This is a genomic window from Chryseolinea serpens (assembly GCF_900129725.1).
Taxonomy (GTDB): Bacteria; Bacteroidota; Bacteroidia; order Cytophagales; family Cyclobacteriaceae; genus Chryseolinea; species Chryseolinea serpens.
The window spans coordinates 165,930-188,975 of record NZ_FQWQ01000005.1; the positions used below are offsets into that span (position 1 = coordinate 165,930).

The following is a 23,046-nucleotide window of genomic DNA, read 5'->3' on the forward strand; positions in this document are numbered from 1 at the left end:
TGTGGAACAACAAAAGGTGGAACCGTGACCGGCTGCAAAAACAATGGTGCCTGTGGCACCGGTGGATGCAACAAGATGAACGTATTTGATTGGCTGTCGAACATGGACACGCCGACAGAAGATAGATTTAACATTGTTGAAGTACGGTTTAAAAACGGTCGCAAGGAATTTCATCGCAATACAGAAAAACTTCAACTCACCACCGGCGACGCCGTGGTAGTGGAAGTGCCCAACGGTCACCATATCGGCCATGTGTCGATGCAGGGGGAATTGGTGCGCCTGCAAATGCAAAAGAAAAAAGTGGTCAACGATGGGGAGATCAAAAAGATCTATCGCCTCGCCCACCAGAAAGACCTCGAGAAATTTGAAGAAGTAAAAAAACGCGAACTCCCCACACTCTACCGCACCCGGGAGATCATCCGCGACCTGAAGTTGGACATGAAGCTGTCCGACATCGAATACCAAGCCGACAACATCAAAGCCACTTTCTTTTATTCCGCCGACGATCGGGTGGACTTTCGCGAGCTCATCAAGATCCTGGCCGGAGAATTTAAGATTCGCGTAGAAATGCGGCAGATCAGCCTCCGCCAGGAAGCGGGACGGTTGGGTGGCATCGGTGTGTGTGGAAGAGAATTGTGCTGCTCTACCTGGCTCAGCGATTTCAAGAACGTGGCGACCAGCGCGGCGCGCTATCAGAATCTTTCCCTCAACCCCAGCAAGCTTTCGGGCCAATGCGGAAGGTTGAAGTGTTGCCTCAACTATGAGCTGGAGACCTACATGGATGCCCTGGAAGACATCCCCAAAATAGAAGGCCCGCTGCTCACCGAAAAAGGAGAAGCGACGCTGCAGAAGACAGACATTTTCAGAAAGATCATGTGGTTCGGCTTCACGGAAGAGAACACCTGGTATCCGCTCAACATCGACCGCGTGAACCAGATCCTGAGCATGAATCGTGAAGGAAGAAAGCCGGCCAGCCTGGATCAGGATGTGGTGGCGGAAAAAATTCCCGTGGCCACCTTGAACAGCGACCTGGCCCGGATGGATCAGAAATTCAAAGGCAAGTCGTCGTCGTCCAAGAAACGCAAAAAGAAAAGAGGCGGTGGTGGCAACGCTCCGGAAGGTAGCGCACCCCAAGCCAATGCCGGTGCACCGCGCGGAGGCAACCAACAAGGTGGCCAGCGTCCTCAAAATCCCGGTGGAGGAAACCCGCAAGGCGGCCCGCGACCCCAAAACCAGGGTGGAGGAAATCCCGAAGGTGGACGTCCCAAACAAGGAGGAGGCGAGGGAGGAGGTCACCGTAACCGCGGACGGAATCATCCTCGCGGACAGCGTGGTGGCAACAGTGGCGAGGGCCAACGCGGGGGTGGTGATAATCCACGGGGTGGTGACAACAGAGGTGGTCGCGATCGCGGCAATCGTCCCCCACGCCCGGGTAATCAACCGGATGGTAATCAACCCGGCAATCCGTCATGAGAATAGTTTTTGCAGCATGCGTCATCGCGGTGTTGTTGGTGGCGTGTGGCGATAGCCAGCGGGTATACGAACAAAATACCGACTTCAACGAGCGCGTATGGATGGTGAACGAAAAGCCGAAGTTCGAATTTGAGATCTCTAACGTTCAACAGAAGTATAATCTCTACGGCAACATCCGGAACACCGTGTCGTATCCCTACGCGCGATTGTTCTACACTTATTATCTCCAGGACTCCTCCGGCCGCGAAGTGCAAAAGAACCTGATGGGTGAATTTTTGTTTGATGCCAAGACCGGCAAGCCGTTTGGCAAAAGTGGCATCGGCGATCTGTATGATCACCAGTTCCTCATGCTGAAGGACTATCAGTTTAAGACGCCGGGCAAATATTCCGTTACGTTCGAACAATTTATGCGCATGGACACGCTTCAGGGCATCACGGCCGTGGGATTGCGCATCGAGAAAGCCGAGGCGGAAAAATAGATATTCCTGGGGTCGAAAGGTCACAACCCGAGGCATGGCTACCCCATGGGCAAACCTGTTTCCAGCCCACAGCAGCGTATTTCGGGATTAACAATGCTGCATTGCTTTTGCATGGATAAAAGGCAGACAACCTTTTTTAGCCATGAAACTTTTCAGATGCCACGCCTGTCAGCAATTGCTCTACTTTGAAAACACGCGCTGCGAAAAATGCAGACACGCGCTGGGGTTCTCCTCCGAGGCCATGGACATGGTTACGTTGCGGCCGACCGGCCTGGGTGTATTTGTCGACGTGATGAACCCCTGGCGCGCTTATCGCTACTGTGCCAATGCCGAACATCAAACCTGCAATTGGTTGCTACCGGCCCTGTCGGAGGACATCTTTTGTGAAGCCTGTCAATTGAATCACACCATCCCAGACCTGAATATTCCCGAATATTGGCAACGCTGGCAAAAAGTTGAAATAGCAAAACACCGGTTGGTCTATACGCTGCTTCAACTGGGGCTGTTCGATCTGACAAAAAAAGACGGAGATCGCCCCGGTCTCACGTTCGACTTTTTGGCGGACGCGGGCACGAAAGAAAAGATCATGACGGGCCACGACCATGGCCGCATCACCATAAACATTTCCGAAGCCGATGACGCCCGGCGCATACGGACGCGTGAAAAACTCGGAGAGATGTACCGCACGTTGCTCGGACATTTCCGTCACGAAACGGGCCACTACTATTGGGATCGCCTGATCGAACCAAACGAAAGGCGATTGCTGCGCTTCCGCGAAATGTTTGGTGACGAGCGCCTGGATTATTCAGAGGCATTAAACCTGCACTACCAGAATGGACCCGCACTGAATTGGGCTGACCATTATGTGAGCGCCTATGCCGGATCTCACCCTTGGGAAGATTGGGCGGAGACCTGGGCGCACTACCTGCACATTATGGACGCTGTTGAAACCGCATGTGCTTTCGGTATGCGCATCAACCCCGGTGACGATGTGCTTTCGGCCGAATATGTGTCCAACCCGTTTGCGATCGTCGACTTTAAACAAGTGCTCGACATGTGGGTCCCGTTAACGATTGCCACCAACAGCCTGAACCGCAGCATGGGGCAGCCCGACTTTTATCCTTTTGTGATTGCGCCACCCGTGGTGGAAAAATTGAGTTTTATCCATTCCGTATGCCGGGCCGTCAGGCGCCGGGCCAGCGTTCAGCTAGTGCCGGTAACCTCTTAAGATCTTCCTTCGTAAGCTTCTAAAAAATATTCATCCGGAAACGGTGATAAATTCCTTTATTAGAGCACATATAATAAACACGGTTTTATGGAAGCATTGGCAATTCCTGTCGCCACCACGTGTAGGGAAGCGATGGACTTCGAGGCGCTCTATGAAAGTGCCTTCCCGGGCGTGGCCCGGTTTGTTGGCAAAATGAACGGTTCGTTTGAAGATGCCAAAGACATTTTTCAGGATGCCCTGGTCATCTTTCACGAGAAGCGGGGAGAGCAGGAGTTCAGCATTCAATCTTCGCCCGAAGCCTACGTGTTGGGCATCGCTAAACATCTTTGGCTGAAGCGATTCAAAACATCAGGCCGTAACATTTCGCTGGATGCCATGGAGGCAGCCATCGCGATACCGGAAGATTATTATCCAACCGTCGATACGTTGACGTTGCTGCAGATGCTGGAGAAGACCGGGAAAAAATGCCTCGATATTTTGCAGGCCTTCTACTATGAAAAAATGCCGCTTCAGGCGTTGGCGCAAAAACTGGGTTTTGGGTCCGTGCATTCGGCTACGGTGCAGAAATACAAATGTCTTGAGAAAGTCAGGGATGAGGTAAAAAATAAATCCATTTCTTATGAGGACTTCCTTGAGTGAGATTCGCCTGGGCGAAAAGCATCTACAAAAAACCTTGGAACCCGGCGAGTCGCTGGTGTTTCAGGCAAGGCTGATCACCGAGCCCGTTTTGCGTTGGAATGTTTATCTGCTGCAAAAGGTATACGGCGTGCTGGCATTGCGACAACGAAACATGGTGAAGACGGAAATGGAAGCCATCCACCGGCGACTGTTCACTCATCCCGCGAAAGCGGATTTTCAAAAACAGATCTTTCAACATTTTAAATCCTGAATGCATGAACATGATCCCGATGGTGATCGACAACAGCGGAAGAGGCGAACGCGTGTATGACATCTACAGTCTCCTGCTGAAAGAAAGAATTGTCTTCCTGGGCACGGGCATAAACGATGCGGTGGCCAATGTCATCGTGGCCCAGCTGTTGTATTTGAACAGCATCGATCAGAAAAGCCAGATCAGCCTCTACATTAATAGTCCTGGAGGGAGTGTATATGCAGGGCTAGCCATCTACGACGCCATGCAAATGATCCAGGCACCCGTGTCGACCGTAGCGGTAGGCGTTTCGGCAAGCATGGGAACAGCGCTGTTGGCGTCGGGCGCCAAAGGGAAGCGGTTAGCTTTGCCACACGCCACCATCCACATGCATCCTACGGGCGGCGGTGCACAGGGATATACCGAAGATGTGCGCATTGCCACCCGCGAGCAGGAGCGTCTTCAAACACAGTTGTTCCACCTCATGGGAAAACACTCCGGACACACCTGGAAAGAGATCGAAGAATATTTTTTACGCGACAAGTTCCTGAATGCCCCCGAAGCAAAAGCTTTCGGCCTCATCGACGAGGTGTTGGGCGACACCAGCGATGTAGTGTTGTTGCAGAACGCGGAGTTTGAGGTTAAACTTTTTCAGCCTTCGGCATTACCCAACGGCGTCGGCAATCTTCTTGATCATAAGAATTAGGCGGGTATTCTAAAATTTTCTGGAAACAACACGTTCGTCAGCAAGCTGACAATCTATATCCCGTGGGTTTTTCACATTTGATGAAAGAACCCGGCCATGAAAAAAGCGTACGTTTTTGTTTTGCTCTTTGCGTTCCCATTTATGGCGCAAGGACAAGTCTTGCCCTCTTCCGGCGGGCAGAATTTTGCAGAGCTTGGTGTTGCCGCGGGCAGCTATCGAGGCAGCTTCTCTATTTCTTATTTCAGGAATTGGCATATTGGGGCAAAGAAGCGTATCGGCATTGGCTTAGGTGGGCGCGCCACGTCCTTTCTGGGAAAGAATCTCTATTACATTACAGCACCCGCCAGCCTGACATCCGAAAGCACAAGTCCGCTCATTCTTTTCAAAGAGAACATTGTGGACAACATCGACAGTTTGCTGGTGAAAACTGCACAAGTGAATATGGTGAACGTTATGTTGAACCTCGACTACCGGTTGAGCGAAAGGATGTCCTTTGGATTCAACATCGACCTTTTAGGTTTTTCCTTTGGCGGACGTCAGCAGGGCAATTTCATGAACGGTGCCAGCGGCAAAAATACTTCGGCCACCCCAACGCCCTTTAACATTCTTCTCGTGAGCGACAACGACCGGGGAAGCCTGAATTCCGAGTTGTATTTTAGATACCGTGTTCGCGAAAGGTGGTCAGCCAAGTTGGGCGCTCAATTTCTGTTCACCGAATACACCACCGAAACCAAAGTGCAACAATACCCAGAGGCCAACGACCGCTTCCGGAATAAATCGCTTTTGGCCAATATCGGAGTAGCCTATTCCTTTTAAAAACATACAACATGAAAAAATACTGGTTTTGGATGTGTTTTGCGTTGGCGTCTTGTCAACCCGAAGCGGTGACGCCCACCGAGGTGGTGGATGATAATTTTGATACCGCGGCCGCAACGCTCATAAAGAAAGGGATGCTGGAAGGCATCAATCACACGGCCTCCGGCACAGCTTCTATTTATACCCTGAATGGCAATAGTAAGGTGGTCTTGGATCCCTACATGTCACAAAGCGGACCGGATCTTAAAATATACCTAAGCAAGGATATAGACGCCGGCGAATACATTCGCCTCGGGAATTTGAAATCAACCATGGGAAAACAGGTCTACGACATTCCGAAAAACACCGACCTGACGGCTTACCCCTACGTGCATGTATGGTGCGAGAAATACACGGTCGTTTTTGCCCGGGCCGAGTTGAAATAGGAATTGAATTTTTGCTGGGGGTTGCGGGCGATCATTTTTTGTCGGGAACGTTGACCATGTTTTCTAAAAGCCAACCTTGTGCCCCGTCCCAAACCCACGAGGCCGTATACTTTCCGGTCGCTGTAATCGTGTCGCCATTCAAAATCACTTCCTGAAAATAGGTGCCATCTTGCCGTGCGCTATCCCCCTTCATAGCAATGGCGGTTGTCGACGATCGTTGTTGAAGCACTTTCACATCGCCGAACCTCTTCAAAAAAGCACGGATGGAATCGCGACCCGAAACGGTGCCTAATTTCCCGTCCGGCATAAAGCAGTCTGCAATAGAATCGGCGTCGACGTGGAGGATGAGGCGGTCATACTTTTTCATTGCGTTTTCGATCCCTTGCTTTCGGTCGGTGCAGGCCGAAAGAAAGATCATACACAGAACGAAACTGCGCCTGACTTTCATTGTTGATTTTTTGAAGGCACTGATATAAAGTGGATCGACGAATGCTCATTGAAAATAGCCAAATTTGCTGTTAACGACATAATACATTGAAAATCAAATGATTGATTTCTGGTACGGAGATTTTACACACAAATTGAACGATGTACGGAAATTGTACGTATATTTAAGAAACGGTAAACTGACTAGATCCTCTTATGGCAATTACAGAAATGGCCCGGTTAGATGTTCGATTGGCCAAAAAACAAAAGGAATTGTTTGAAGAAGCAGTTGATTTGGGTGGTTATTCTACCTTGACTCAATTTATTGTTTCTGCAGCCATTGAGAAAGCAACGTCCATCATCGAAGAGCATAAGAATTGGCTTTCTTCGGAACGCGACCGCGAAACCTTCTTCGCTGTTTTAGCATCTCCGCCTAAACCGAATGCTTACCTCAAAGACGCTGTTAAAAACTATAATGCTTCTTTGAAAGAACCCATTAAAACCCGTAAGGCTTCGGCCAAAAAATAAATCTTTGGAAACCGTTACGCTAAATTCAACACACAAAAAAAAGGAATTCTCGTGCGGTGAAGGTTCGCTGGATAGCTATATAAAAATTCAAGCGGGCCAAGATCAGAAAAAGCGCGTATCCATTTGTTTTGTGCTGGCCGAAGGTGATGGAATGATTAAAGGGTATTATACGCTCGCCAATGATAGCATAAGCCGGGATAGTATTCCTGCATCCCTTGGAAAAACCATGCCTTACAAGAAATTACCCGTCACACTAATCGGACGGCTAGCGCGTGACGAGCGATATAAAGGTGGCGGCATTGGTCCATGGTTAGTGGTAGACGCTTTAAAAAAAGCCTTGCGTGTTTCTGACGAAATCAGTTCAATAGCTGTGGTGGTTGATCCTCTCCATGAGAAGGCGGCCGACTTTTATGAAAAGTTTGGGTTCGTCAAATTGCAAGACACTACGAGAATGTTCATGTCAATGGAAACCATCCGAGATGCATTTGAAGAAAAAACAAAAGGGAAGAAATAGAGACGGCGGGAACGTTCCCATCAGACAATAGCCAATCTACTTCCAGAACGTCATCCTGTAAGTCCTGTACGGATAACAAAACATGTTGTGAACACCCACAAAAAAACAGCGTGAACTGTTTTTTCAATCGTTAGCGGATATAGAATATCTGTGTATATTGAATCTGGTCTGCTCCATCCCCAGGCCCCGCGTCCATGAATCATCTCCATTCGGTTGACTACGTTGTGTTCCTGGTTTACTTTATCACGGTGTCGACATACGGTCTGTGGATCTATTACCGCAAAAAATCAAAGAGTGCCGATGCCAAGGATTTTTTTCTTGCCGAAGGGTCGCTCACCTGGTGGGCCATCGGCGCGTCGCTCATAGCCTCAAATATTTCAGCTGAACATTTTATAGGCATGTCGGGCTCCGGCTTTGCGCTGGGTCTGGCCATTTCGACCTACGAATGGATGGCCGCGGCAACCCTTGTGATCGTGGCGGTATTTTTTATTCCGGTGTATTTGAAAAACAAGATCTATACCATGCCGCAATTCCTCTCACAGCGCTACAACGATACGGTGAGCACCATCATGGCCGTATTCTGGTTGCTGGTCTATGTGTTTGTGAATTTGACCTCCATATTATACCTGGGCGCGCTCGCCATCAATTCCATATCGGGCATTGATTTTGGGTGGTGCATTGCCGGGCTGGCTTTCTTTTCCGTGATCGTGACGTTGGGAGGGATGAAGGTGATCGGCTATACGGATGTGATCCAGGTAGGCGTGTTGCTCCTCGGCGGATTGGTCACCACCTACCTTGCCCTGAACATGGTCTCGGCACACGACGGTGGAGGGGAAAATATCTGGCGAGGCTTTCAAATACTGCGCGAGAAAGCGCCTTCGCATTTTCACATGATCTTCAACAATACACATCCGTACTACAAAGATCTTCCCGGTCTCTCGGTGTTGATCGGCGGCATGTGGATCAACAACCTTAACTACTGGGGATGTAATCAATACATCATTCAACGCGCACTGGGTGCGGATTTGAAAACGGCGCGAAGTGGAATTTTATTCGCCGCATTCTTAAAATTATTGGTACCGGTCATCGCCGTTATTCCAGGCATTGCTGCATTTGTTTTGTATCAGCAGGGAATGTTTCAAACGGAAATGGTCGATGCTGCCGGTGTGGTGAAGCCCGATCATGCCTATCCAACCCTCATGAATCTTTTGCCGGCAGGTTTAAAAGGGCTTGCCTTTGCAGCATTGACGGCCGCGGTAGTAGCCTCGTTGGCGGGAAAGGCAAACAGCATTGCCACGATCTTCTCGATGGACATCTACAAGAAATTTTTCAACAAGAAGATCAGTGAACGGAACCTGGTGATTTCGGGAAGGGTCACGGTCATAGTCGCCATGGTGCTGGCGGCTCTCGTTGCTCCGTTGCTTCGCTCGTTGGACCAAGCCTATCAATTCATCCAGGAATACGTCGGCTTTATTTCTCCGGGCGTGCTCGCCATTTTTCTGATGGGCTTTTTCTGGAAACGGGCAACCTCCACGGCTGCGCTGGCGGCCGCTTCACTGACGATCCCGCTATCGACCATTCTCAAATTTCTTCCCGTGTGGACAGCGGGATCGTTCCCGGACTATCCCTTCCTGGATCGCATGACCATTGTGTTTGTCTTTTTGATTCTTTTAATGATCATCCTAAGCCTGCTCGACCGCAAAAGCAAGGACCAACCGCGCGTCATTCAAATCGATACGTCCATGTTTCGCAGTTCACCGGGTTTTGTTGTGGGGTCCGTGCTCATTATGGGCATCCTGGCGGCCTTGTACATTGGATTCTGGTAATCCTGCAAACGGTAGAGATTTTCTTGTGACGATTTTGTAAATTTGTTTAGTAACAATAAAAACGAGGTATTATGAGAGACGCACGTTCTTTTTCCGAAAGCGAAATCAATCCGCTGCACAGCATCGAACAGTGGGAAGACGATGTTTTGAAACGCTACCCTGAACCCGAAGTGCCTGCCAAGGCAAAAGAAGAATATAGGAATTATGCGGACCCTGTCCGCGATACGGTGCGCGAGTTCTATCGCCTCAACCACACCTATCAGAGCTATGACTTTGTGCAGGAAAAAAGGGCCGAGTTCCTCAAATTCGACCGCAAGGAAATGCCCGTGTGGAAAGCCATGGAATTCCTCAACACGCTTGTAGACGATTCAGATCCCGATATCGAACTGGACCAACTCCAACACTTGCTGCAAACTGCCGAAGCCATCCGTCGCGATGGTCACCCGGATTGGTTCGTGCTCACGGGCTTCATCCACGACATGGGCAAAGTGCTTTGCCTTTTCGGCGAACCCCAATGGGCTGTGGTGGGCGATACATTCCCCGTAGGCTGTAAATTTTCAGACAAGATTGTTTATCCTGAATTTTTTAGCCTGAACCCCGACTATACCAACGAGAAATACAACACGAAGCTTGGCATTTATAGCGAGGGCTGCGGCCTTCGGAATGTCACCATGTCATGGGGACACGACGAGTACTTGTATCAGATCACGAAAGATTATCTGCCGGACCCTGCGCTCTACATGATCCGCTATCACTCTTTCTATGCGCAACACCGTGAACATGCCTATGAACACCTGATGGACAATCACGATCGCGAAATGTTTGAATGGGTAAAGAAATTCAATCCCTACGATCTGTATTCGAAAAACCCCGTTCCTCCCAACGTAAAAGAATTGAAGCCGTACTACGAAGACCTCATTGCCAAATACCTTCCCCCGGTAGTGAAGTTGTAACGTACCCGATCATAAGACAAAATAAAAGACCTTGCTGTATCGATTACAGCAAGGTCTTTTCATGATAACCTTTTTCTATTCTTCCGAGGCAGTCTTAGAAGTTATATAACTCCTTATAGTATTGGTCAGCCATCCGCCCGGCATCAAAGAACGGCAGCACATCTGTCATGCTCGCTTTCACGATGCTTTGCCAAGCTCCGGGATTTTTATAGTACGTCGGGATGATCTCTTTCTCCAGCACATTCAACAAATTCTGTCCTTCGATTTTGTCTTTCGATTCTGGAGTGAGCAAATCGTTCGCCGTTTCAATGATGAAAGCGTTCTTGCCATGATTCGAAAATTCGGGCACCCAACCGTCGGGAATGGAAAGGTTTACGGATGCGTTCATCGCCGCGGTCATGCCCGAGGTTCCGGAAGCCTCGTGATATAGACGCGGATTGTTCAACCAGATGTCCGAGCCTTTCTTCAAATGCCCCGAGAGCCACAGCTCATAGCCGGTCACAACGGTACAGTTAGGCAGATCTTTTGTCTTCCAATAGATCTCGTTAAAAATATTGATGGCCGCATAATCTTCGGGGTAGGGCTTGCCGGCCCAAATGATCTGCACAGGGTAGTCGGTGTTGTTGGCGATCTTCAGGAAGCGGTTGTAGTCGGCCAGCAACAAGTTGGCGCGCTTGTAGCCGGCAAAGCGACGGGCCCACACGATGGTGAGCACATTCTCGTTGAACAGCTTTCCGGTTTGGTTCGCCACTACGCGGAACAATTTTTTCTTCAATTCTTTTTTCCGGGCGACGAGGGCCTGGTCATCATTTCGTGCCAATGCCTGGTCGAGGTCGGGATCGCTCCAATAAGTTTTGTTTTGTGCATTGGTGATGGCTGTGATCTCGCAAATGCCTTGGTAGTCGCCCCACATTTTGCGCGACACTTCGCCGTGAAGTTGTGATACACCATTGGCCCGCTTGGCCAGGCGCAGTGCCGTGAGGGTATAGTTCAGCACGCCGTTTTCAGGATAAACATAATCGTTCACCTCGTCTTGCGTGAGACCGTTGAAGAAACTCATGCTGTGCAATAACGGCATGCTGTGCTCCTCATTACCCGCCTTCTCGGGAGTGTGTGTCGTAAAGGCAACGCGCTTCTGCACTTCTTCAATCTTTTTGTATTTGTGCAGCAGGTAGAAACACATGGGCAACGCGTGGCCTTCATTCATGTGATAGATGTCCGTTTGACGACCCAACACGTCCAGCAAGGTGGCACCACCGATACCTAGCAGGATCGACTGTGCAATGCGCGTCGTTTCATTGGGGTCATACAGACGATGGCTGATGGTTTGTGCGAGATAATCGTTCTCCGGAATGTCGGTGCTCAACAGGAACAGCGGTGCGGATTGAAATACCTCGGGCTTCAGCAAATAGGCTTTCACATACACTTTTGAGCCGTGTATGGTGATGGGGAAAACAATGTTGGTGTCCGTCAGAAAAGAATAGTCCTTGTCGCGGAAGCTCACTTTCAAGGTCTGGTCCTGGTTGCGTTCCTGGTCGTAGTAGCCCTTTTTCCAAAGGATGCCGATACCAACCAGGTTTTGTTTCAGCTCATAGGCGCTGCGCAGGTGCGAGCCGGCCAGGAAACCGAGGCCGCCGCTATAGATTTTCAAGGGTTGATCGACAGCAAACTCCATCGAAAAATAAGCAACGGGCTTGCTGTATTTCTCATCGAACGTGTAGGGGAAAAGTTCGGAAGGTTTTATCATGGTGATTTTGAACTAGATAGTTGATTCAACTCAAACGTAGTGAAACGAAATGAAATTTGCGATGCACCGAAAGCCAGGGGAGCGGGGATTCCCTTTTGCAAACGTTTGATGCCCCTCCGGACGATGTTGAAATACTTACATGCGTTACTTTGAACAATATTATATGAAATGCGTCAGCAACGATTGAAGGGTATCGAATGACGTCTTTTGATTGATGATCCATCGAAGATGACCGTCCTTTTCCACGACATCGATATGGGGGAGGGAGGGGCCGGGGGAGGTGACGCTAAACCCGTTTCGCTCCAACGCATTCCGGGTCCAAAGGTAGGCGTGGCCATCGCCTTGAAGGGAGATCATTTTATCGCGGTAGGCCTCATGCGAGATCTTGCCGGTTTTCAGATCATAGCCCTTGAATTGAAATACCTCATCAAATACACCGGACAACACCAGGTCTTCGGGGATCCCGGTCACCAACGTTTTGCCGCGTCCCGCCAGCCAGATGAGGTCCGCGGTTTGGAGGGCAAGGTCCAATTCATGGGTGGCAATCAGGATGGCCTTGTTCAACTTTCGTGCAAGCCGGCGCAACAGGTTCATCACCTCCACGCGATTGTTCAAATCGAGGTGGGCCGTAGGCTCATCGAGGAGAATAACGGGTGTGTCCTGCGCCAGTGCCCGGGCAATCATGACCATCTGTTGTTGGCCATCACTGAGCTCATACAGTTTTTTGTCGGCCAGGTGCTGAATGTGAACTTCCTCCAATGCTTCGCTCACTTTTTGCTGATCGTCTTTGCTGAGCGTGATGCCCCAGCCCATGTAGGGATAGCGCCCAAACGAAACCAGCTCCCGCACATCCATCTGGACGGTCGCAATGCGGTCGGTTAGAACTACCGATACCTGATGGGGCAGGGGACCTTTCGGGGACTGGTTCGGGCCGGCACCATAGTGAACTTCACCCGACAAAGCCTTCTGCAATCCCGCCAAAGTCCGGATCAAAGTAGATTTACCTACACCGTTCGGCCCCATAAAACACGTAAGCTCCCCGGCATTCAGCGTAAGTCCCAAATTCTCAAAAAGAACATTCCGGCCCGCGGGCAGCGCATAGCCAACCGATAATTGATGAAGCGAAACGAGGGCGGTTTTATTGGCCATGACACATTATATATAAGATCAAACCGAAAGCCGTTTTGCCCGCAAAATGATCCAGATCACGACCGGTGCCCCCACCATGGCAGTGATGGCGTTGATGGGAAGCACATAGGCGCTCCCCGGAAGCTGCGTCACGATATCACAAAACAACATTAACACTCCGCCGCCAACACTGACGGCCGGGATCAGTATTTTGTGATTGTGCGTCTTGATGAGGAGCTTGGTCAGGTGAGGAACCGCCAGCCCCACAAAGGCGATGGGCCCGCAAAAGGCCGTCACCCCGCCCGTTAAAAGACTGGTGGTGAGGAGAATGACCAACCGTGAGCGGTTCAGGTGGATGCCGATGCTTTGTGCATAGTTGTCGCCCAAAAGCCAGCCGTTCAGCGCTTTGGTTGAAAAAAGCGCCACCAGCCCGCTGGCCACCAGGATGGAGGTCAGGACTTTTATTTCCGTCCAATTGAGTCGTCCCAGGCTGCCAAAGGTCCAGAGTATATAGGTCTGTTGTTCTTCGGGTTTGCTGAGAAATTGGAGCACGCTCACCAGGCTGGAGGTGGTAGCACCAATCATGAGTCCTATTATTAATAATGACGTATTGTCCCGGAGGCGTTGGGCGATAACAATAACAACAAGAAACACCCCGCAGCAACCCAGGCTGGCGGCCCCGGCAATGGCCCACGGGCTAGGCGTCGAAAGCATTTGCAAACCGGCGGCCTGACTCATAAACACCAACGATACCGCCAGGCTGGCGCCCGAACTGAGGCCGAGCACATCGGGTCCGGCCAGGGCGTTGCGAAAAAGGGTTTGCATTTGGAGGCCGGCAATAGAGAGGGCGCCCCCGGCCAAAACGCAGGTCAGGGCTTTGGTCATCCGGAACTCCCAGACGATATCGCGCCATACCGGGTTGGCGGTCTCGCTGCCGGAAAGGATGCTCAAAATGGCGCCGGGAGGAATGGAAACGCTGCCCAGGCCCAGGTTCACTATAAATAGTAAAACCAGCAACAGGGGTAGGATAATCCAGCTTTTTCGGTGAATCCAGTGCATATCAGCCGTTTCGGATGGGCGCAATGATACGCGATTTTAGGCGATTACGCCGAAAAGCTTGGTAAACAGCGCCATTTCCCTAAAAATATTGAAACCCAGATTTGCTAACGACACTTTAGTTCCTATCTTTGCAGTCCTTTTTGCAGAAAGAGTGCAGGAAGTCCTGAAAAACAGCATAAATAGGTTCAGCCATGCCTGGAATTATAGGAAAGAAAATAGGAATGACGAGTGTGTTTGGCGCCGATGGCGTAAACATCGCTTGCACGGTTATCGAAGCCGGTCCTTGCGTCGTGACGCAAGTGAAAAACGAAGAGACAGACGGATACCGTGCTGTACAATTAGCATTTGGTGAGAAGAAGGAGAAACATACCCCGAAAGCGGCTATTGGACACTTCAAGAAAGCTAACACCACCCCCAAGAAAGACATCGTAGAATTCCGCGACTTCAGTACGGAATTCGATGGAATGGTAGAACTCGGAAAAGAGATCCGCATCCAGGACGTTTTTGTTGAAGGCGATTTTATCGATGCCGTTGGTACTTCCAAGGGTAAAGGTTTCCAGGGCGTTGTGAAGCGTCACAACTTTGCCGGTGTGGGTGGTCAAACTCACGGTCAGCATAACCGTCTTCGCGCTCCCGGTTCCATGGGTAACGCGTCGTTCGCGTCCCGCGTGCCCAAAGGCAAGCGTCTTGCCGGCCGCATGGGTACCGATCGCGTGACGATCACCAACCTGAAGGTTGTGAAGATCATGCCTGAGCAAAACCTCATCGTTATTAGCGGTTCCCTCCCGGGACCTAAAAATTCAACTGTAATCCTTCAGAAATAATGGAAGTAACCGTATTCAAATCCAGCGGCGAAAAATCCAGCAAGACCGTAAGTCTGTCGGACCTGGTGTTTGGCATCGAGCCCAACGACCACGCGATCTACTTGGACGTAAAGAGCTATCTGGCCAACCAACGCCAGGGCACGCACAAGGCCAAGCAACGTAACGAGATTTCAGGTTCTTCCAAGAAACTGAAGAAACAAAAAGGAACTGGTGGAGCCCGTGCGGGTAACATCAAGAACCCTCAGTTCAAAGGTGGTGGACGTGTATTCGGTCCTCAACCCCGCGACTACTCGTTCAAGTTGAACAAGAAAGTGAAAGACCTCGCCCGTAAGTCGGCCCTGACTTACAAAGCAAAAGATAACTCGATTGCTATTTTGGAAGACTTCACCTTCGAAACTCCCAAGACCAAGCAATTCACAGCGCTTCTGAAAGCCCTTTCTTTGGGTGAAAAGAAAACGCTTCTCGTTCTGCCCGAAGCCAACAAGAATGTTGTGTTGTCCGGAAGAAACATCCAGAACGCAAAAATTACTACTGCCGATCAAATCAATACTTACGATGTGATGAACGCCGACAGCGTGATCTTCGTGGAGAGCTCGATCAGCAAGATTGAAAACCTTTTAAATAAAGCATAATGAGCACCCTGAAGAAACCCCTAGTAACGGAAAAGGTCTCTGCTCTGAATGAGAAGGGAAAATACGGTTTCATCGTCGCATTCGATGCGAACAAGGTGGAGATCAAGAAGGCCGTAGAAAAACAATACGCCGTAAACGTAGCAAGCGTAAATACCATGGTTGTGATGGGTAAGAAAAAGACCCGTTACACAAAAGCCGGTGTATTGGCAGGCCGCAAGCCCAGCTACAAGAAGGCCATCGTTACCCTGGCCGCAGGCGAAGTAATTGACTTTTATAGCAACGTCTAATTTTTGAGCAATGGCGCTGAAGAAATTAAAACCGATCACAGCAGGAACGCGACATAGACTCGCCCCTTCCTTCGACGATATTACGACCAACATCCCGGAGAAATCCTTGTTGACCACCATCAAGAAGACTGGTGGACGGAACAAGCAAGGAAAGATGACCATGCGCTACATTGGTGGCGGTCACAAGCAGAAGTTGAGAGAGATCGACTTCAAACGCAACAAGACAGGCATCCCCGCGACCGTTAAGTCTATTGAATACGATCCTACCCGTTCTGCCCGTATAGCCCTGCTATTCTACGCCGACGGTTCGAAGACCTATATCATTGCTCCCAACGGATTGAAAGTAGACCAGGTAGTGGTTTCTGGTCCGGACGTAGCACCTGAAATTGGAAACGCTCTTCCCCTGGCGAAGATCCCCGTAGGTACCGTGGTACACAACGTGGAAATGAAACCCGGAAAAGGTGGCGCTATCGCCCGCAGCGCAGGATGCTTCGTGCAACTCCTGGCCCGCGAAAACGGTATGGCTACGTTGAAGATGCCTTCGGGTGAAATGCGCAGCGTACTGGACGTGTGCATGGCAACCGTAGGAGCAACATCGAACCCTGACCACATGAACGAAAGTGTGGGTAAGGCTGGTCGCTCACGCTGGAGAGGCATTCGCCCCCGCACCCGTGCCGTGGCCATGAACCCTGTCGATCACCCGATGGGTGGTGGTGAAGGACGCGCATCCGGAGGACATCCGAGATCACGCAACGGACTTTATGCGAAAGGCAAGAAGACCCGTCACCCGAAGAAATATTCTGATCGCCTAATCATTGCTAAGAGGAAAAAATAATGGGACGCTCGATTAAAAAAGGACCATACAGTGACTTCCGTCTCGTGAAGAAAGTTGAAGCCACTGAAAAATCAGGTAAGAAATCTGTTATCAAGACCTGGTCAAGAAGATCAACCGTAATACCCGAGATGATCGGCCATACGTTTGCTGTTCACAATGGAAATAAATTCATTCCGGTATATGTTACGGAAAACATGGTAGGCCACAAACTCGGTGAGTTCGCCCCTACCCGCACCTTCCGTGGACACTCTGGTACTAAGAAAGATAACGCTAAGTAATCATGGAAGCTGTAGCGAAAAAGACAAAGAAGTCTGTGCTGAAACGCGAAAAGCGTGACGCCAGAAAAGCGGCGGCAAAGACCGGCCCTTCGGTAGCCAAGTTGAAAAACGTTCCCACATCGCCCCGCAAGATGCGTCTTGTAGCGGACCTGATCCGTGGCGAGCGGGTGAACAAGGCCCTGAACATCCTGAAGTATGAGCCCAAAGTGGGCGCTCCCAAACTGGAGAAATTGCTCCTCTCCGCCATCTCTGGCTGGGAAGCAAAACACACGGATGTGAAACTGGAAGACGCCGACCTGTACGTGAAAGATATTTTTGTGGATGGTGGCCGCATTCTGAAAAGACTGAGACCCGCTCCCCAAGGAAGAGCACACCGGGTGAGAAAACGTTCAAACCACGTGACACTCGTAGTGGCCAGCTTGAAAAAAGCAGGCGCTGAAGTAACATCGACTGAAAAAGAAACGAAGGAATAATAATGGGACAAAAAATTAATCCTGTAGGTTTTAGATTGGGCATCGTACGCGGCTGGGATTCCAACTGGTATGGTGGCAAAACCTTCTCCGATAAACTGGTTGAAGACCAGAAAATCAGAAAATACGTAGAGGCACGTATCCCCAAAGGTGGTATCGCGAAAGTGGTGATCGAAAGAACCCTGAAGCGCATCACATTGACCATTCACACTGCCCGTCCCGGCGTCGTGATCGGTAAAGGTGGAAACGAGGTCGACAAGATCAAGGAAGAGTTGAAGAAACTCACCAACAAGGATGTTCAAATCAACATCTTTGAGATCAAGCGTCCTGAACTGGACTCGAAACTGGTGGGCGAATCGATCGCACAACAAATTGAGGCTCGTATCTCTTACAAGCGTGCCATGAAGCAAGCTATCGCTTCGGCTATGCGCGTGGGAGCAGAAGGCATCAAGATCAAATGCTCGGGCCGTTTGGCCGGCGCCGAAATGGCGAGAACAGAGCAATACAAAGAAGGACGCGTGCCCCTGCACACCCTTCGCGCCGACATCGACTATGCGATCTCCGAGTCGCAGACGGTATACGGCAAGATCGGTATCAAGGTATGGATCTTCAAAGGCGAGATCTACGGCAAGCGTGATCTTTCCCCGAACGTAGGAGTCGTGAGCAACGCACAACAAGGCCCCGGACAAAAAGGTGGCAATGAGCGCGGCGGCAACGAAAGAGGCGGACGCAGAAGAGAAGGTGGTGGTGGCAGACCGGGCGGCGATCGTCGCGGTGGTGAAGGTGGAGGCCAGCGACGCGGCGGCGACAACCGTGGCGGCGGACCTAGAAGAAACGGATAATTATTTCGAAGCAACTATAAAGAATAGGTAACAATGTTACAGCCGAAACGAACGAAATTCAGAAAAATGCAAAAGGGCCGTGTGAAAGGAATGGCCACCAGAGGTCACTCTATCGCATTTGGTTCATTTGGATTGAAAGCCCTGGAAGGTGGATGGATCACTGCCCGCCAATTGGAAGCTGCACGTATTGCAGTAACCCGCGCCATGAAGCGTGAAGGCCAGGTGTGGATTCGCATCTTCCCCGACAAACCCATCACCCGCAAACCTGCTGAAGTGCGGATGGGTAAAGGTAAAGGTGCTCCTGAATACTGGGTGGCCGTGATCAAACCCGGAACCATCCTGTTCGAAGCAGGAGGCGTGGACATTGCGACAGCAAAAGAAGCGATGCGTCTGGCAGAAGGCAAGTTGCCGATGAAGACCCGGTTTACGATTAAGCACGACTACGTAGAAGCTACCAAGGCATGAAAAATTCAGATATCAAAGCATTGACGGCAGCCGAGCTTCAGGAAAAGATCGCCGCCGAGAAAGAAGCGCTCCGCAAGATGCAGTTTGCGCATCAAGTGACAGCCATCGAAAATCCCATGAAACTCCGGGAGTCTCGTAAGCTGGTAGCCAGATTGCAAACAGAATTGAGAGCTAAAGAACTTCAAAAATAATTCCTATGGAAAGGAACGACAGAAAAGAACGGGTGGGCAAAGTGGTTAGCAATAAAATGCAAAAGACCATCACCGTGGCCGTAGACAGAAAGGTAAAGCACCCCATCTACGGAAAATTTGTAAACCGTACGACCAAGTTCAAGGCGCACGACGAGGCCAACACTGCAGGTATCGGTGATACCGTACGCATCATGGAAACCCGTCCGTTGAGCAAGGACAAGCGTTGGAGATTAGTAGAAGTAGTTGAAAAAGCGAAGTAATTATGATAAGCACCGAATCAAGACTTACCGTAGCAGACAATAGCGGCGCCAAAGAAGTACTGTGTATGCACGTACTCGGCGGAACCAAAAGACGCTATGCTTCCGTAGGCGATAAAATCGTAGTGACTGTGAAGTCCGCGATGCCCAGCAGCCAGGTTAAAAAAGGCACTGTGTCTAAAGCTGTCGTGGTTAGAACGACGAAAGAAGTTAGAAGAAAAGACGGATCGTATATCCGTTTTGAAGATAACGCTGCCGTTCTTTTGAACGCTCAGGACGAACCCCGTGGAACCCGTATTTTCGGCCCCGTGGCACGTGAGCTCAGAGAAAAGCAGTTCATGAAAATTGTATCACTGGCCCCTGAAGTAATCTAAGCCATGGAGAAGAACAACGCAAAAGCCAAATTGCACATCCGCAAAGGCGACACTGTTAAGGTGTTGGCTGGCGACGATCGTGGCAAGACGGGAAAAGTACTCGAGGTAGTACGCGAAAAAAGCAGAGCCATCGTGGAAGGCATCAACATCGTGACTAAACACACGAAACCTTCTGCCGGCAAGCCCGAAGGCGGCATCAAGAAAACTGAAGCCGGAGTGCACATCAGCAACCTGCAACTGGTTGATCCTGCCACGGGCAAGACCACCCGCGTAGGCCGCAAGCTCGACAGCAAAGGAAAGCTTCAAAGATATTCTAAGAAAACCGGAGAAATTATTAAATAATGTCAGCTCCAAGATTAAAGGACAAATACCTGACTGAGATTGTCCCTGCTTTAAAGCAGAAATTTGAATACAAGTCAGTGATGCAAGTTCCCAAGATCGAGAAGATCTGCATCAACAAGGGTATGGGCGTGGCGGTATCCGACAAGAAACTGATCGATGTGGCGTTGGAAGAAATCACCAGCATCAGCGGCCAGAAGGCGGTATCGACCAAGTCGAAGAAAGCGATCTCCAACTTCAAGTTGAGAGAGAACATGCCGATCGGTGTGCGGGTGACCCTGCGCGGCGACAAGATGTACGAATTCCTGGATCGCCTCATGAGCATCGCCCTTCCCCGGGTACGTGACTTCCGCGGCATTTCCGCCAAAGGATTCGACGGCCGTGGAAACTATACCATGGGTGTGAAAGAACAGATCATCTTCCCCGAGATCTCCATCGACAAGGTGAACAAGATCAGCGGTATGGATATCACGTTCGTGACCACTGCCCAAACAGACGAAGAAAGCTACGAGCTCCTGAAAGCATTCGGGATGCCTTTTGCGAATAAAAATTAAGAAACAGCATGGCTAAAACATCAGTAATAGCAAGGCAGACAAAACGTGAGAAGCTGGTAGCGACCTACGCAGCAAAACGGAAAGCCTTAAAAGAGGCCGGAGACTATGCGGCCCTGGACAAATTGCCCCGCAACGCTTCCCCGGTTCGGTTGAAGAACCGTTGCAAGCTCACGGGCCGTCCCAAAGGATATATGGGTAAGTTCGGCGTTTGCCGTAACGTATTCCGTGAAATGGCTTCTGCAGGAAAGATACCCGGCGTCACCAAGGCGAGCTGGTAACTTCCCCCCACACCCACACACTACATATTGGTTGCTGAGTATCAAGGTCTCCGCAAGGAGAAACCCGATGACAGTTTGGATTATTGAAATTGTTCGATATCTTTGCAGCCCGGTTTTAAGAAACGCGGGCTTGCTTATTTAATAGAATTAGGAAAAGGATAAATAAAATGACTGATCCGATAGCAGATTACTTAACCCGGTTGCGGAATGCCATTAGGGCCAACCATAAGGTGGTTGAAATCCCCGCTTCCAATCTCAAAAAGGAGATTACGAAGGTTCTTTTTGACAAAGGGTTTATCCTGAACTACAAGTTCCAGGACGGTGAACATAGCCAAGGCATTATCAAGATCGCCTTGAAATACAATCCTGAAACGAAGGAGTCAGCTATAACTACCTTGGAAAGAATCAGCACACCTGGTTTGCGCCAGTATGCCAACACCGGTTCCATGCCGCGCGTAATGAACGGCCTGGGCGTTGCCATCCTGTCGACATCCAAAGGGGTGATCACCGACAAGGAAGCACGCACCCTTAACGTAGGTGGTGAAGTATTGTGTTACGTGTATTAATAGAGAAGCAACATGTCACGAATAGGTAAGCAACCGATAAGCATTCCCTCCGGAGTAACTTTCAACTTCTCGAAAGAGAACAACAAAGTGACCGTGAAAGGACCCAAGGGCGAACTCTACCAGGCCATCGACCCTGACTTTACTGTCAAGTTTGAGAATGGCATTGTAGAATTAGAGCGTCCGACAGATCAAAAACGTCACAAGGCTATGCACGGTCTGTACCGCGCATTGATCGCCAACATGGTGGAAGGCGTTTCCAAAGGCTACAGACACCAGCTTGAACTGGTGGGTGTGGGTTACAAAGCCAACGCGCAATCCAACGTGCTCGAACTTAGCTTAGGCTATTCGCACAACGTGTTCCTGGCGGTTCCCTCTGAAATCAAAGTTCAGGCGGTACAAGAAAAAGGTCAGAACCCGACCATCATCCTGGAAGGCATCGACAAACAACTCCTCGGACAAGTAGCCGCCAAGTTGAAGTCGCTCCGCAAGATCGAGCCTTACAAAGGCAAAGGTATTCGCTTCACAGGTGAGTATGTACGTAGAAAAGCTGGTAAGGCTGCTGCGAAGTAATTAGGTAGAGAAAGAACAAGCATCATAGAAAACAAGAAACTATGGCAGGCAAGAATATTGAAAGAAGAGAGCGGATCAAATTAGGTGTCCGTAAGAGAGTAACCGGCACTACAGACAGACCTCGTTTGTCCGTGTTCAGAAGCAACAAAGGCTTGTTCGTTCAGATCATCGACGATCTGAAAGGCACCACAGTAGTTTCTGCTTCCACCTCCGAGCTTGGCGAAAAAGCAAAGCTGAACGTGGAGAACTCGAAGAATGTAGGCAAGAAGATCGCAGAAAAAGCTTTGGCCTCCGGCATTCAGAGCATCGTATTCGATCGCAATGGTTACCTCTACCATGGAAATATCAAAGCTTTGGCTGAAGGTGCCAGAGAAGGTGGTTTAAAATTCTAAGAAACTGAAATATGTCAGTAAGCAACATAAGCACAGTAAAAGCCAGCGAAATCGATCTTAAGGAAAGAGTAGTAGCCATCGAGCGTGTAGCCAAGGTGGTGAAAGGTGGTCGTCGTTTCAGCTTCGCAGCCATTGTCGTAGTAGGCGATGGAAACGGAGTGGTAGGTTACGGATTGGGCAAAGCCAACGAAGTAACAGACGCTATCACCAAAGGCATCGACGATGCCAAGAAGCACCTGGTGAAAGTGCCGATCATCAAAGGCACTGTGCCCCATGAGTCTGTTGGAAAATTTGGCGGTGGATTCGTACTGCTGAAGCCCGCTTCTCCTGGTACAGGTGTTATCGCCGGTGGTGCTATGCGCGCCGTATTGGAAAGCGCTGGTGTACACAACGTGTTGGCAAAATCCAAAGGCTCGTCAAACCCCCACAACGTGGTGAAAGCTACTTTCAAGGCATTGACCAGCATGCGCGACGCCTTCACCGTAGCAAAGAACAGAGGAGTATCATTGTCGAAAGTATTTAACGGCTAAGAGACATGGCGAAAGTACAGATCACACAGAAGAGAAGCACCATCAAGAGACCCGAAACACAGATCCGCACGATCCAAGCGTTGGGCCTCGGTAAAATAAACAGAACGGTTGAAGTGGAGCTGACGCCCCAGATCGCCGGCATGATTTCAAAAGTGAATCATTTGATTACTGTAAAAGAACTGTAAG

Annotated in this window: 35 protein-coding genes; 31 read left to right on the plus strand and 4 right to left on the minus strand. The window is 50.0% G+C overall.

Annotated features, from left to right (window positions below):
* Nucleotides 1–24 precede the first annotated feature (24 nt).
* From ricT to BUB30_RS28630, 8 genes are all read left to right on the plus strand, one after another.
* Nucleotides 25–1,473, plus strand: coding sequence for a PSP1 domain-containing protein (gene ricT / locus BUB30_RS28595; protein WP_394334010.1), 1,449 nt, complete (start codon nt 25–27; stop codon nt 1,471–1,473).
* Nucleotides 1,470–1,952, plus strand: coding sequence for a gliding motility lipoprotein GldH (locus BUB30_RS28600; RefSeq protein WP_073141534.1), 483 nt, complete (start codon nt 1,470–1,472; stop codon nt 1,950–1,952). Before ricT ends, BUB30_RS28600 begins: the two co-directional genes overlap by 4 nt.
* Nucleotides 1,953–2,094: 142 nt before the next feature.
* Nucleotides 2,095–3,180, plus strand: coding sequence for a zinc-binding metallopeptidase family protein (locus BUB30_RS28605; protein WP_073141535.1), 1,086 nt, complete (start codon nt 2,095–2,097; stop codon nt 3,178–3,180).
* Nucleotides 3,181–3,267: 87 nt separating this feature from the next.
* A complete protein-coding gene (locus tag BUB30_RS28610) occupies nt 3,268–3,819 on the plus strand; it encodes an RNA polymerase sigma factor (protein ID WP_073141537.1) in 552 nt (183 codons plus the stop codon).
* Nucleotides 3,800–4,069 carry a hypothetical protein gene (locus BUB30_RS28615; protein ID WP_143165127.1) on the plus strand — a complete coding sequence of 90 codons (270 nt, stop codon included), beginning with the start codon at nt 3,800–3,802 and terminating at the stop codon, nt 4,067–4,069. The genes BUB30_RS28610 and BUB30_RS28615 overlap by 20 nt, the downstream gene beginning before the upstream one ends.
* A 4-nt stretch (nt 4,070–4,073) precedes the next feature.
* Nucleotides 4,074–4,754: a ClpP family protease gene (locus BUB30_RS28620; RefSeq protein WP_073141542.1), complete on the plus strand. Its 681-nt coding sequence runs from the start codon at nt 4,074–4,076 to the stop codon at nt 4,752–4,754.
* A gap of 96 nt (nt 4,755–4,850) precedes the next feature.
* Nucleotides 4,851–5,570 carry a hypothetical protein gene (locus BUB30_RS28625; RefSeq protein WP_073141544.1) on the plus strand — a complete coding sequence of 240 codons (720 nt, stop codon included), beginning with the start codon at nt 4,851–4,853 and terminating at the stop codon, nt 5,568–5,570.
* An 11-nt stretch (nt 5,571–5,581) separates the two neighbouring features.
* Nucleotides 5,582–5,995: a DM13 domain-containing protein gene (locus tag BUB30_RS28630; protein ID WP_084138453.1), complete on the plus strand. Its 414-nt coding sequence runs from the start codon at nt 5,582–5,584 to the stop codon at nt 5,993–5,995.
* Between the two features lie 31 nt (nt 5,996–6,026).
* Here the strand turns inward: BUB30_RS28630 and BUB30_RS28635 are convergent, their stop codons facing one another.
* Nucleotides 6,027–6,443 carry a nuclear transport factor 2 family protein gene (locus tag BUB30_RS28635; protein WP_084138454.1) on the minus strand — a complete coding sequence of 139 codons (417 nt, stop codon included), beginning with the start codon at nt 6,441–6,443 and terminating at the stop codon, nt 6,027–6,029.
* 194 nt (nt 6,444–6,637) lie between these two features.
* Between BUB30_RS28635 and BUB30_RS28640 the strand changes: the two genes are divergently transcribed.
* The 4 genes from BUB30_RS28640 to BUB30_RS28655 all read left to right on the plus strand — a co-directional run bounded on the left by BUB30_RS28640 (nt 6,638) and on the right by BUB30_RS28655 (nt 10,242).
* Complete coding sequence (locus BUB30_RS28640) at nt 6,638–6,949, plus strand: type II toxin-antitoxin system TacA family antitoxin (protein WP_073141553.1); 312 nt, start codon at nt 6,638–6,640, stop codon at nt 6,947–6,949.
* 4 nt (nt 6,950–6,953) lie between these two features.
* Nucleotides 6,954–7,463, plus strand: a complete 510-nt coding sequence (locus BUB30_RS28645; protein WP_073141555.1) for a GNAT family N-acetyltransferase — start codon at nt 6,954–6,956, stop codon at nt 7,461–7,463.
* 194 nt (nt 7,464–7,657) lie between these two features.
* Nucleotides 7,658–9,289: a sodium/sugar symporter gene (locus BUB30_RS28650; protein WP_073141557.1), complete on the plus strand. Its 1,632-nt coding sequence runs from the start codon at nt 7,658–7,660 to the stop codon at nt 9,287–9,289.
* A gap of 71 nt (nt 9,290–9,360) precedes the next feature.
* Nucleotides 9,361–10,242, plus strand: a complete 882-nt coding sequence (locus BUB30_RS28655; RefSeq protein WP_073141559.1) for an inositol oxygenase family protein — start codon at nt 9,361–9,363, stop codon at nt 10,240–10,242.
* A 94-nt stretch (nt 10,243–10,336) separates the two neighbouring features.
* Here BUB30_RS28655 and glgP read toward each other — a convergent pair whose 3' ends face one another.
* The 3 genes from glgP to BUB30_RS28670 form a co-directional block, all read right to left on the minus strand.
* Nucleotides 10,337–11,989 (minus strand): alpha-glucan family phosphorylase, encoded by a 1,653-nt coding sequence (gene glgP, locus BUB30_RS28660; RefSeq protein ID WP_073141561.1) that lies wholly within the window; start codon nt 11,987–11,989, stop codon nt 10,337–10,339.
* 159 nt (nt 11,990–12,148) lie between these two features.
* Nucleotides 12,149–13,138, minus strand: a complete 990-nt coding sequence (locus tag BUB30_RS28665) for an ABC transporter ATP-binding protein (RefSeq protein WP_073141563.1) — start codon at nt 13,136–13,138, stop codon at nt 12,149–12,151.
* An 18-nt stretch (nt 13,139–13,156) separates the two neighbouring features.
* Entirely contained in the window at nt 13,157–14,176 is a 1,020-nt protein-coding gene (locus BUB30_RS28670) for a FecCD family ABC transporter permease (protein ID WP_073141564.1), read from the minus strand.
* A 191-nt stretch (nt 14,177–14,367) separates the two neighbouring features.
* On the opposite strand from BUB30_RS28670, the gene rplC reads away from it, so the two are divergent.
* From rplC to rpmD, 19 genes are all read left to right on the plus strand, one after another.
* A complete protein-coding gene (rplC, locus tag BUB30_RS28675) occupies nt 14,368–15,000 on the plus strand; it encodes a 50S ribosomal protein L3 (protein WP_073141566.1) in 633 nt (210 codons plus the stop codon).
* Entirely contained in the window at nt 15,000–15,632 is a 633-nt protein-coding gene (rplD, locus tag BUB30_RS28680; protein ID WP_073141568.1) for a 50S ribosomal protein L4, read from the plus strand. Before rplC ends, rplD begins: the two co-directional genes overlap by 1 nt.
* Entirely contained in the window at nt 15,632–15,919 is a 288-nt protein-coding gene (rplW, locus tag BUB30_RS28685) for a 50S ribosomal protein L23 (RefSeq protein WP_073141570.1), read from the plus strand. The genes rplD and rplW overlap by 1 nt, the downstream gene beginning before the upstream one ends.
* Before the next feature lie 10 nt (nt 15,920–15,929).
* Complete coding sequence (rplB, locus tag BUB30_RS28690; protein WP_073141572.1) at nt 15,930–16,754, plus strand: 50S ribosomal protein L2; 825 nt, start codon at nt 15,930–15,932, stop codon at nt 16,752–16,754.
* Nucleotides 16,754–17,032, plus strand: a complete 279-nt coding sequence (gene rpsS / locus BUB30_RS28695) for a 30S ribosomal protein S19 (protein WP_073141573.1) — start codon at nt 16,754–16,756, stop codon at nt 17,030–17,032. The genes rplB and rpsS overlap by 1 nt, the downstream gene beginning before the upstream one ends.
* A 2-nt stretch (nt 17,033–17,034) precedes the next feature.
* Nucleotides 17,035–17,505: a 50S ribosomal protein L22 gene (gene rplV, locus BUB30_RS28700; protein WP_073141575.1), complete on the plus strand. Its 471-nt coding sequence runs from the start codon at nt 17,035–17,037 to the stop codon at nt 17,503–17,505.
* Between the two features lie 2 nt (nt 17,506–17,507).
* Nucleotides 17,508–18,344, plus strand: a complete 837-nt coding sequence (rpsC, locus tag BUB30_RS28705) for a 30S ribosomal protein S3 (protein ID WP_073141576.1) — start codon at nt 17,508–17,510, stop codon at nt 18,342–18,344.
* Nucleotides 18,345–18,377: 33 nt separating this feature from the next.
* Nucleotides 18,378–18,809, plus strand: coding sequence for a 50S ribosomal protein L16 (gene rplP / locus BUB30_RS28710; RefSeq protein WP_073141578.1), 432 nt, complete (start codon nt 18,378–18,380; stop codon nt 18,807–18,809).
* Nucleotides 18,806–19,000 (plus strand): 50S ribosomal protein L29, encoded by a 195-nt coding sequence (rpmC, locus tag BUB30_RS28715; RefSeq protein ID WP_073141580.1) that lies wholly within the window; start codon nt 18,806–18,808, stop codon nt 18,998–19,000. The genes rplP and rpmC overlap by 4 nt, the downstream gene beginning before the upstream one ends.
* Nucleotides 19,001–19,005: 5 nt before the next feature.
* The gene (gene rpsQ, locus BUB30_RS28720) at nt 19,006–19,260 is read left to right on the plus strand and encodes a 30S ribosomal protein S17 (RefSeq protein ID WP_073141582.1); all 255 of its coding nucleotides are present in this window, start codon (nt 19,006–19,008) and stop codon (nt 19,258–19,260) included.
* 2 nt (nt 19,261–19,262) lie between these two features.
* Complete coding sequence (gene rplN / locus BUB30_RS28725; RefSeq protein ID WP_073141584.1) at nt 19,263–19,631, plus strand: 50S ribosomal protein L14; 369 nt, start codon at nt 19,263–19,265, stop codon at nt 19,629–19,631.
* A gap of 3 nt (nt 19,632–19,634) precedes the next feature.
* Complete coding sequence (gene rplX / locus BUB30_RS28730; protein WP_073141586.1) at nt 19,635–19,973, plus strand: 50S ribosomal protein L24; 339 nt, start codon at nt 19,635–19,637, stop codon at nt 19,971–19,973.
* Nucleotides 19,973–20,524, plus strand: a complete 552-nt coding sequence (gene rplE, locus BUB30_RS28735) for a 50S ribosomal protein L5 (RefSeq protein ID WP_073141587.1) — start codon at nt 19,973–19,975, stop codon at nt 20,522–20,524. Before rplX ends, rplE begins: the two co-directional genes overlap by 1 nt.
* An 8-nt stretch (nt 20,525–20,532) precedes the next feature.
* Nucleotides 20,533–20,802: a 30S ribosomal protein S14 gene (gene rpsN / locus BUB30_RS28740; protein WP_073141589.1), complete on the plus strand. Its 270-nt coding sequence runs from the start codon at nt 20,533–20,535 to the stop codon at nt 20,800–20,802.
* A 167-nt stretch (nt 20,803–20,969) separates the two neighbouring features.
* Entirely contained in the window at nt 20,970–21,368 is a 399-nt protein-coding gene (gene rpsH / locus BUB30_RS28745) for a 30S ribosomal protein S8 (protein WP_073141591.1), read from the plus strand.
* Between the two features lie 12 nt (nt 21,369–21,380).
* The gene (gene rplF, locus BUB30_RS28750) at nt 21,381–21,938 is read left to right on the plus strand and encodes a 50S ribosomal protein L6 (protein WP_073141593.1); all 558 of its coding nucleotides are present in this window, start codon (nt 21,381–21,383) and stop codon (nt 21,936–21,938) included.
* A gap of 41 nt (nt 21,939–21,979) precedes the next feature.
* Nucleotides 21,980–22,330: a 50S ribosomal protein L18 gene (gene rplR, locus BUB30_RS28755; protein ID WP_073141595.1), complete on the plus strand. Its 351-nt coding sequence runs from the start codon at nt 21,980–21,982 to the stop codon at nt 22,328–22,330.
* A gap of 11 nt (nt 22,331–22,341) precedes the next feature.
* The gene (rpsE, locus tag BUB30_RS28760; RefSeq protein WP_073141597.1) at nt 22,342–22,860 is read left to right on the plus strand and encodes a 30S ribosomal protein S5; all 519 of its coding nucleotides are present in this window, start codon (nt 22,342–22,344) and stop codon (nt 22,858–22,860) included.
* 5 nt (nt 22,861–22,865) lie between these two features.
* Nucleotides 22,866–23,045 (plus strand): 50S ribosomal protein L30, encoded by a 180-nt coding sequence (rpmD, locus tag BUB30_RS28765; RefSeq protein WP_073141599.1) that lies wholly within the window; start codon nt 22,866–22,868, stop codon nt 23,043–23,045.
* The last annotated feature ends 1 nt before the right edge of the window (nt 23,046 follow it).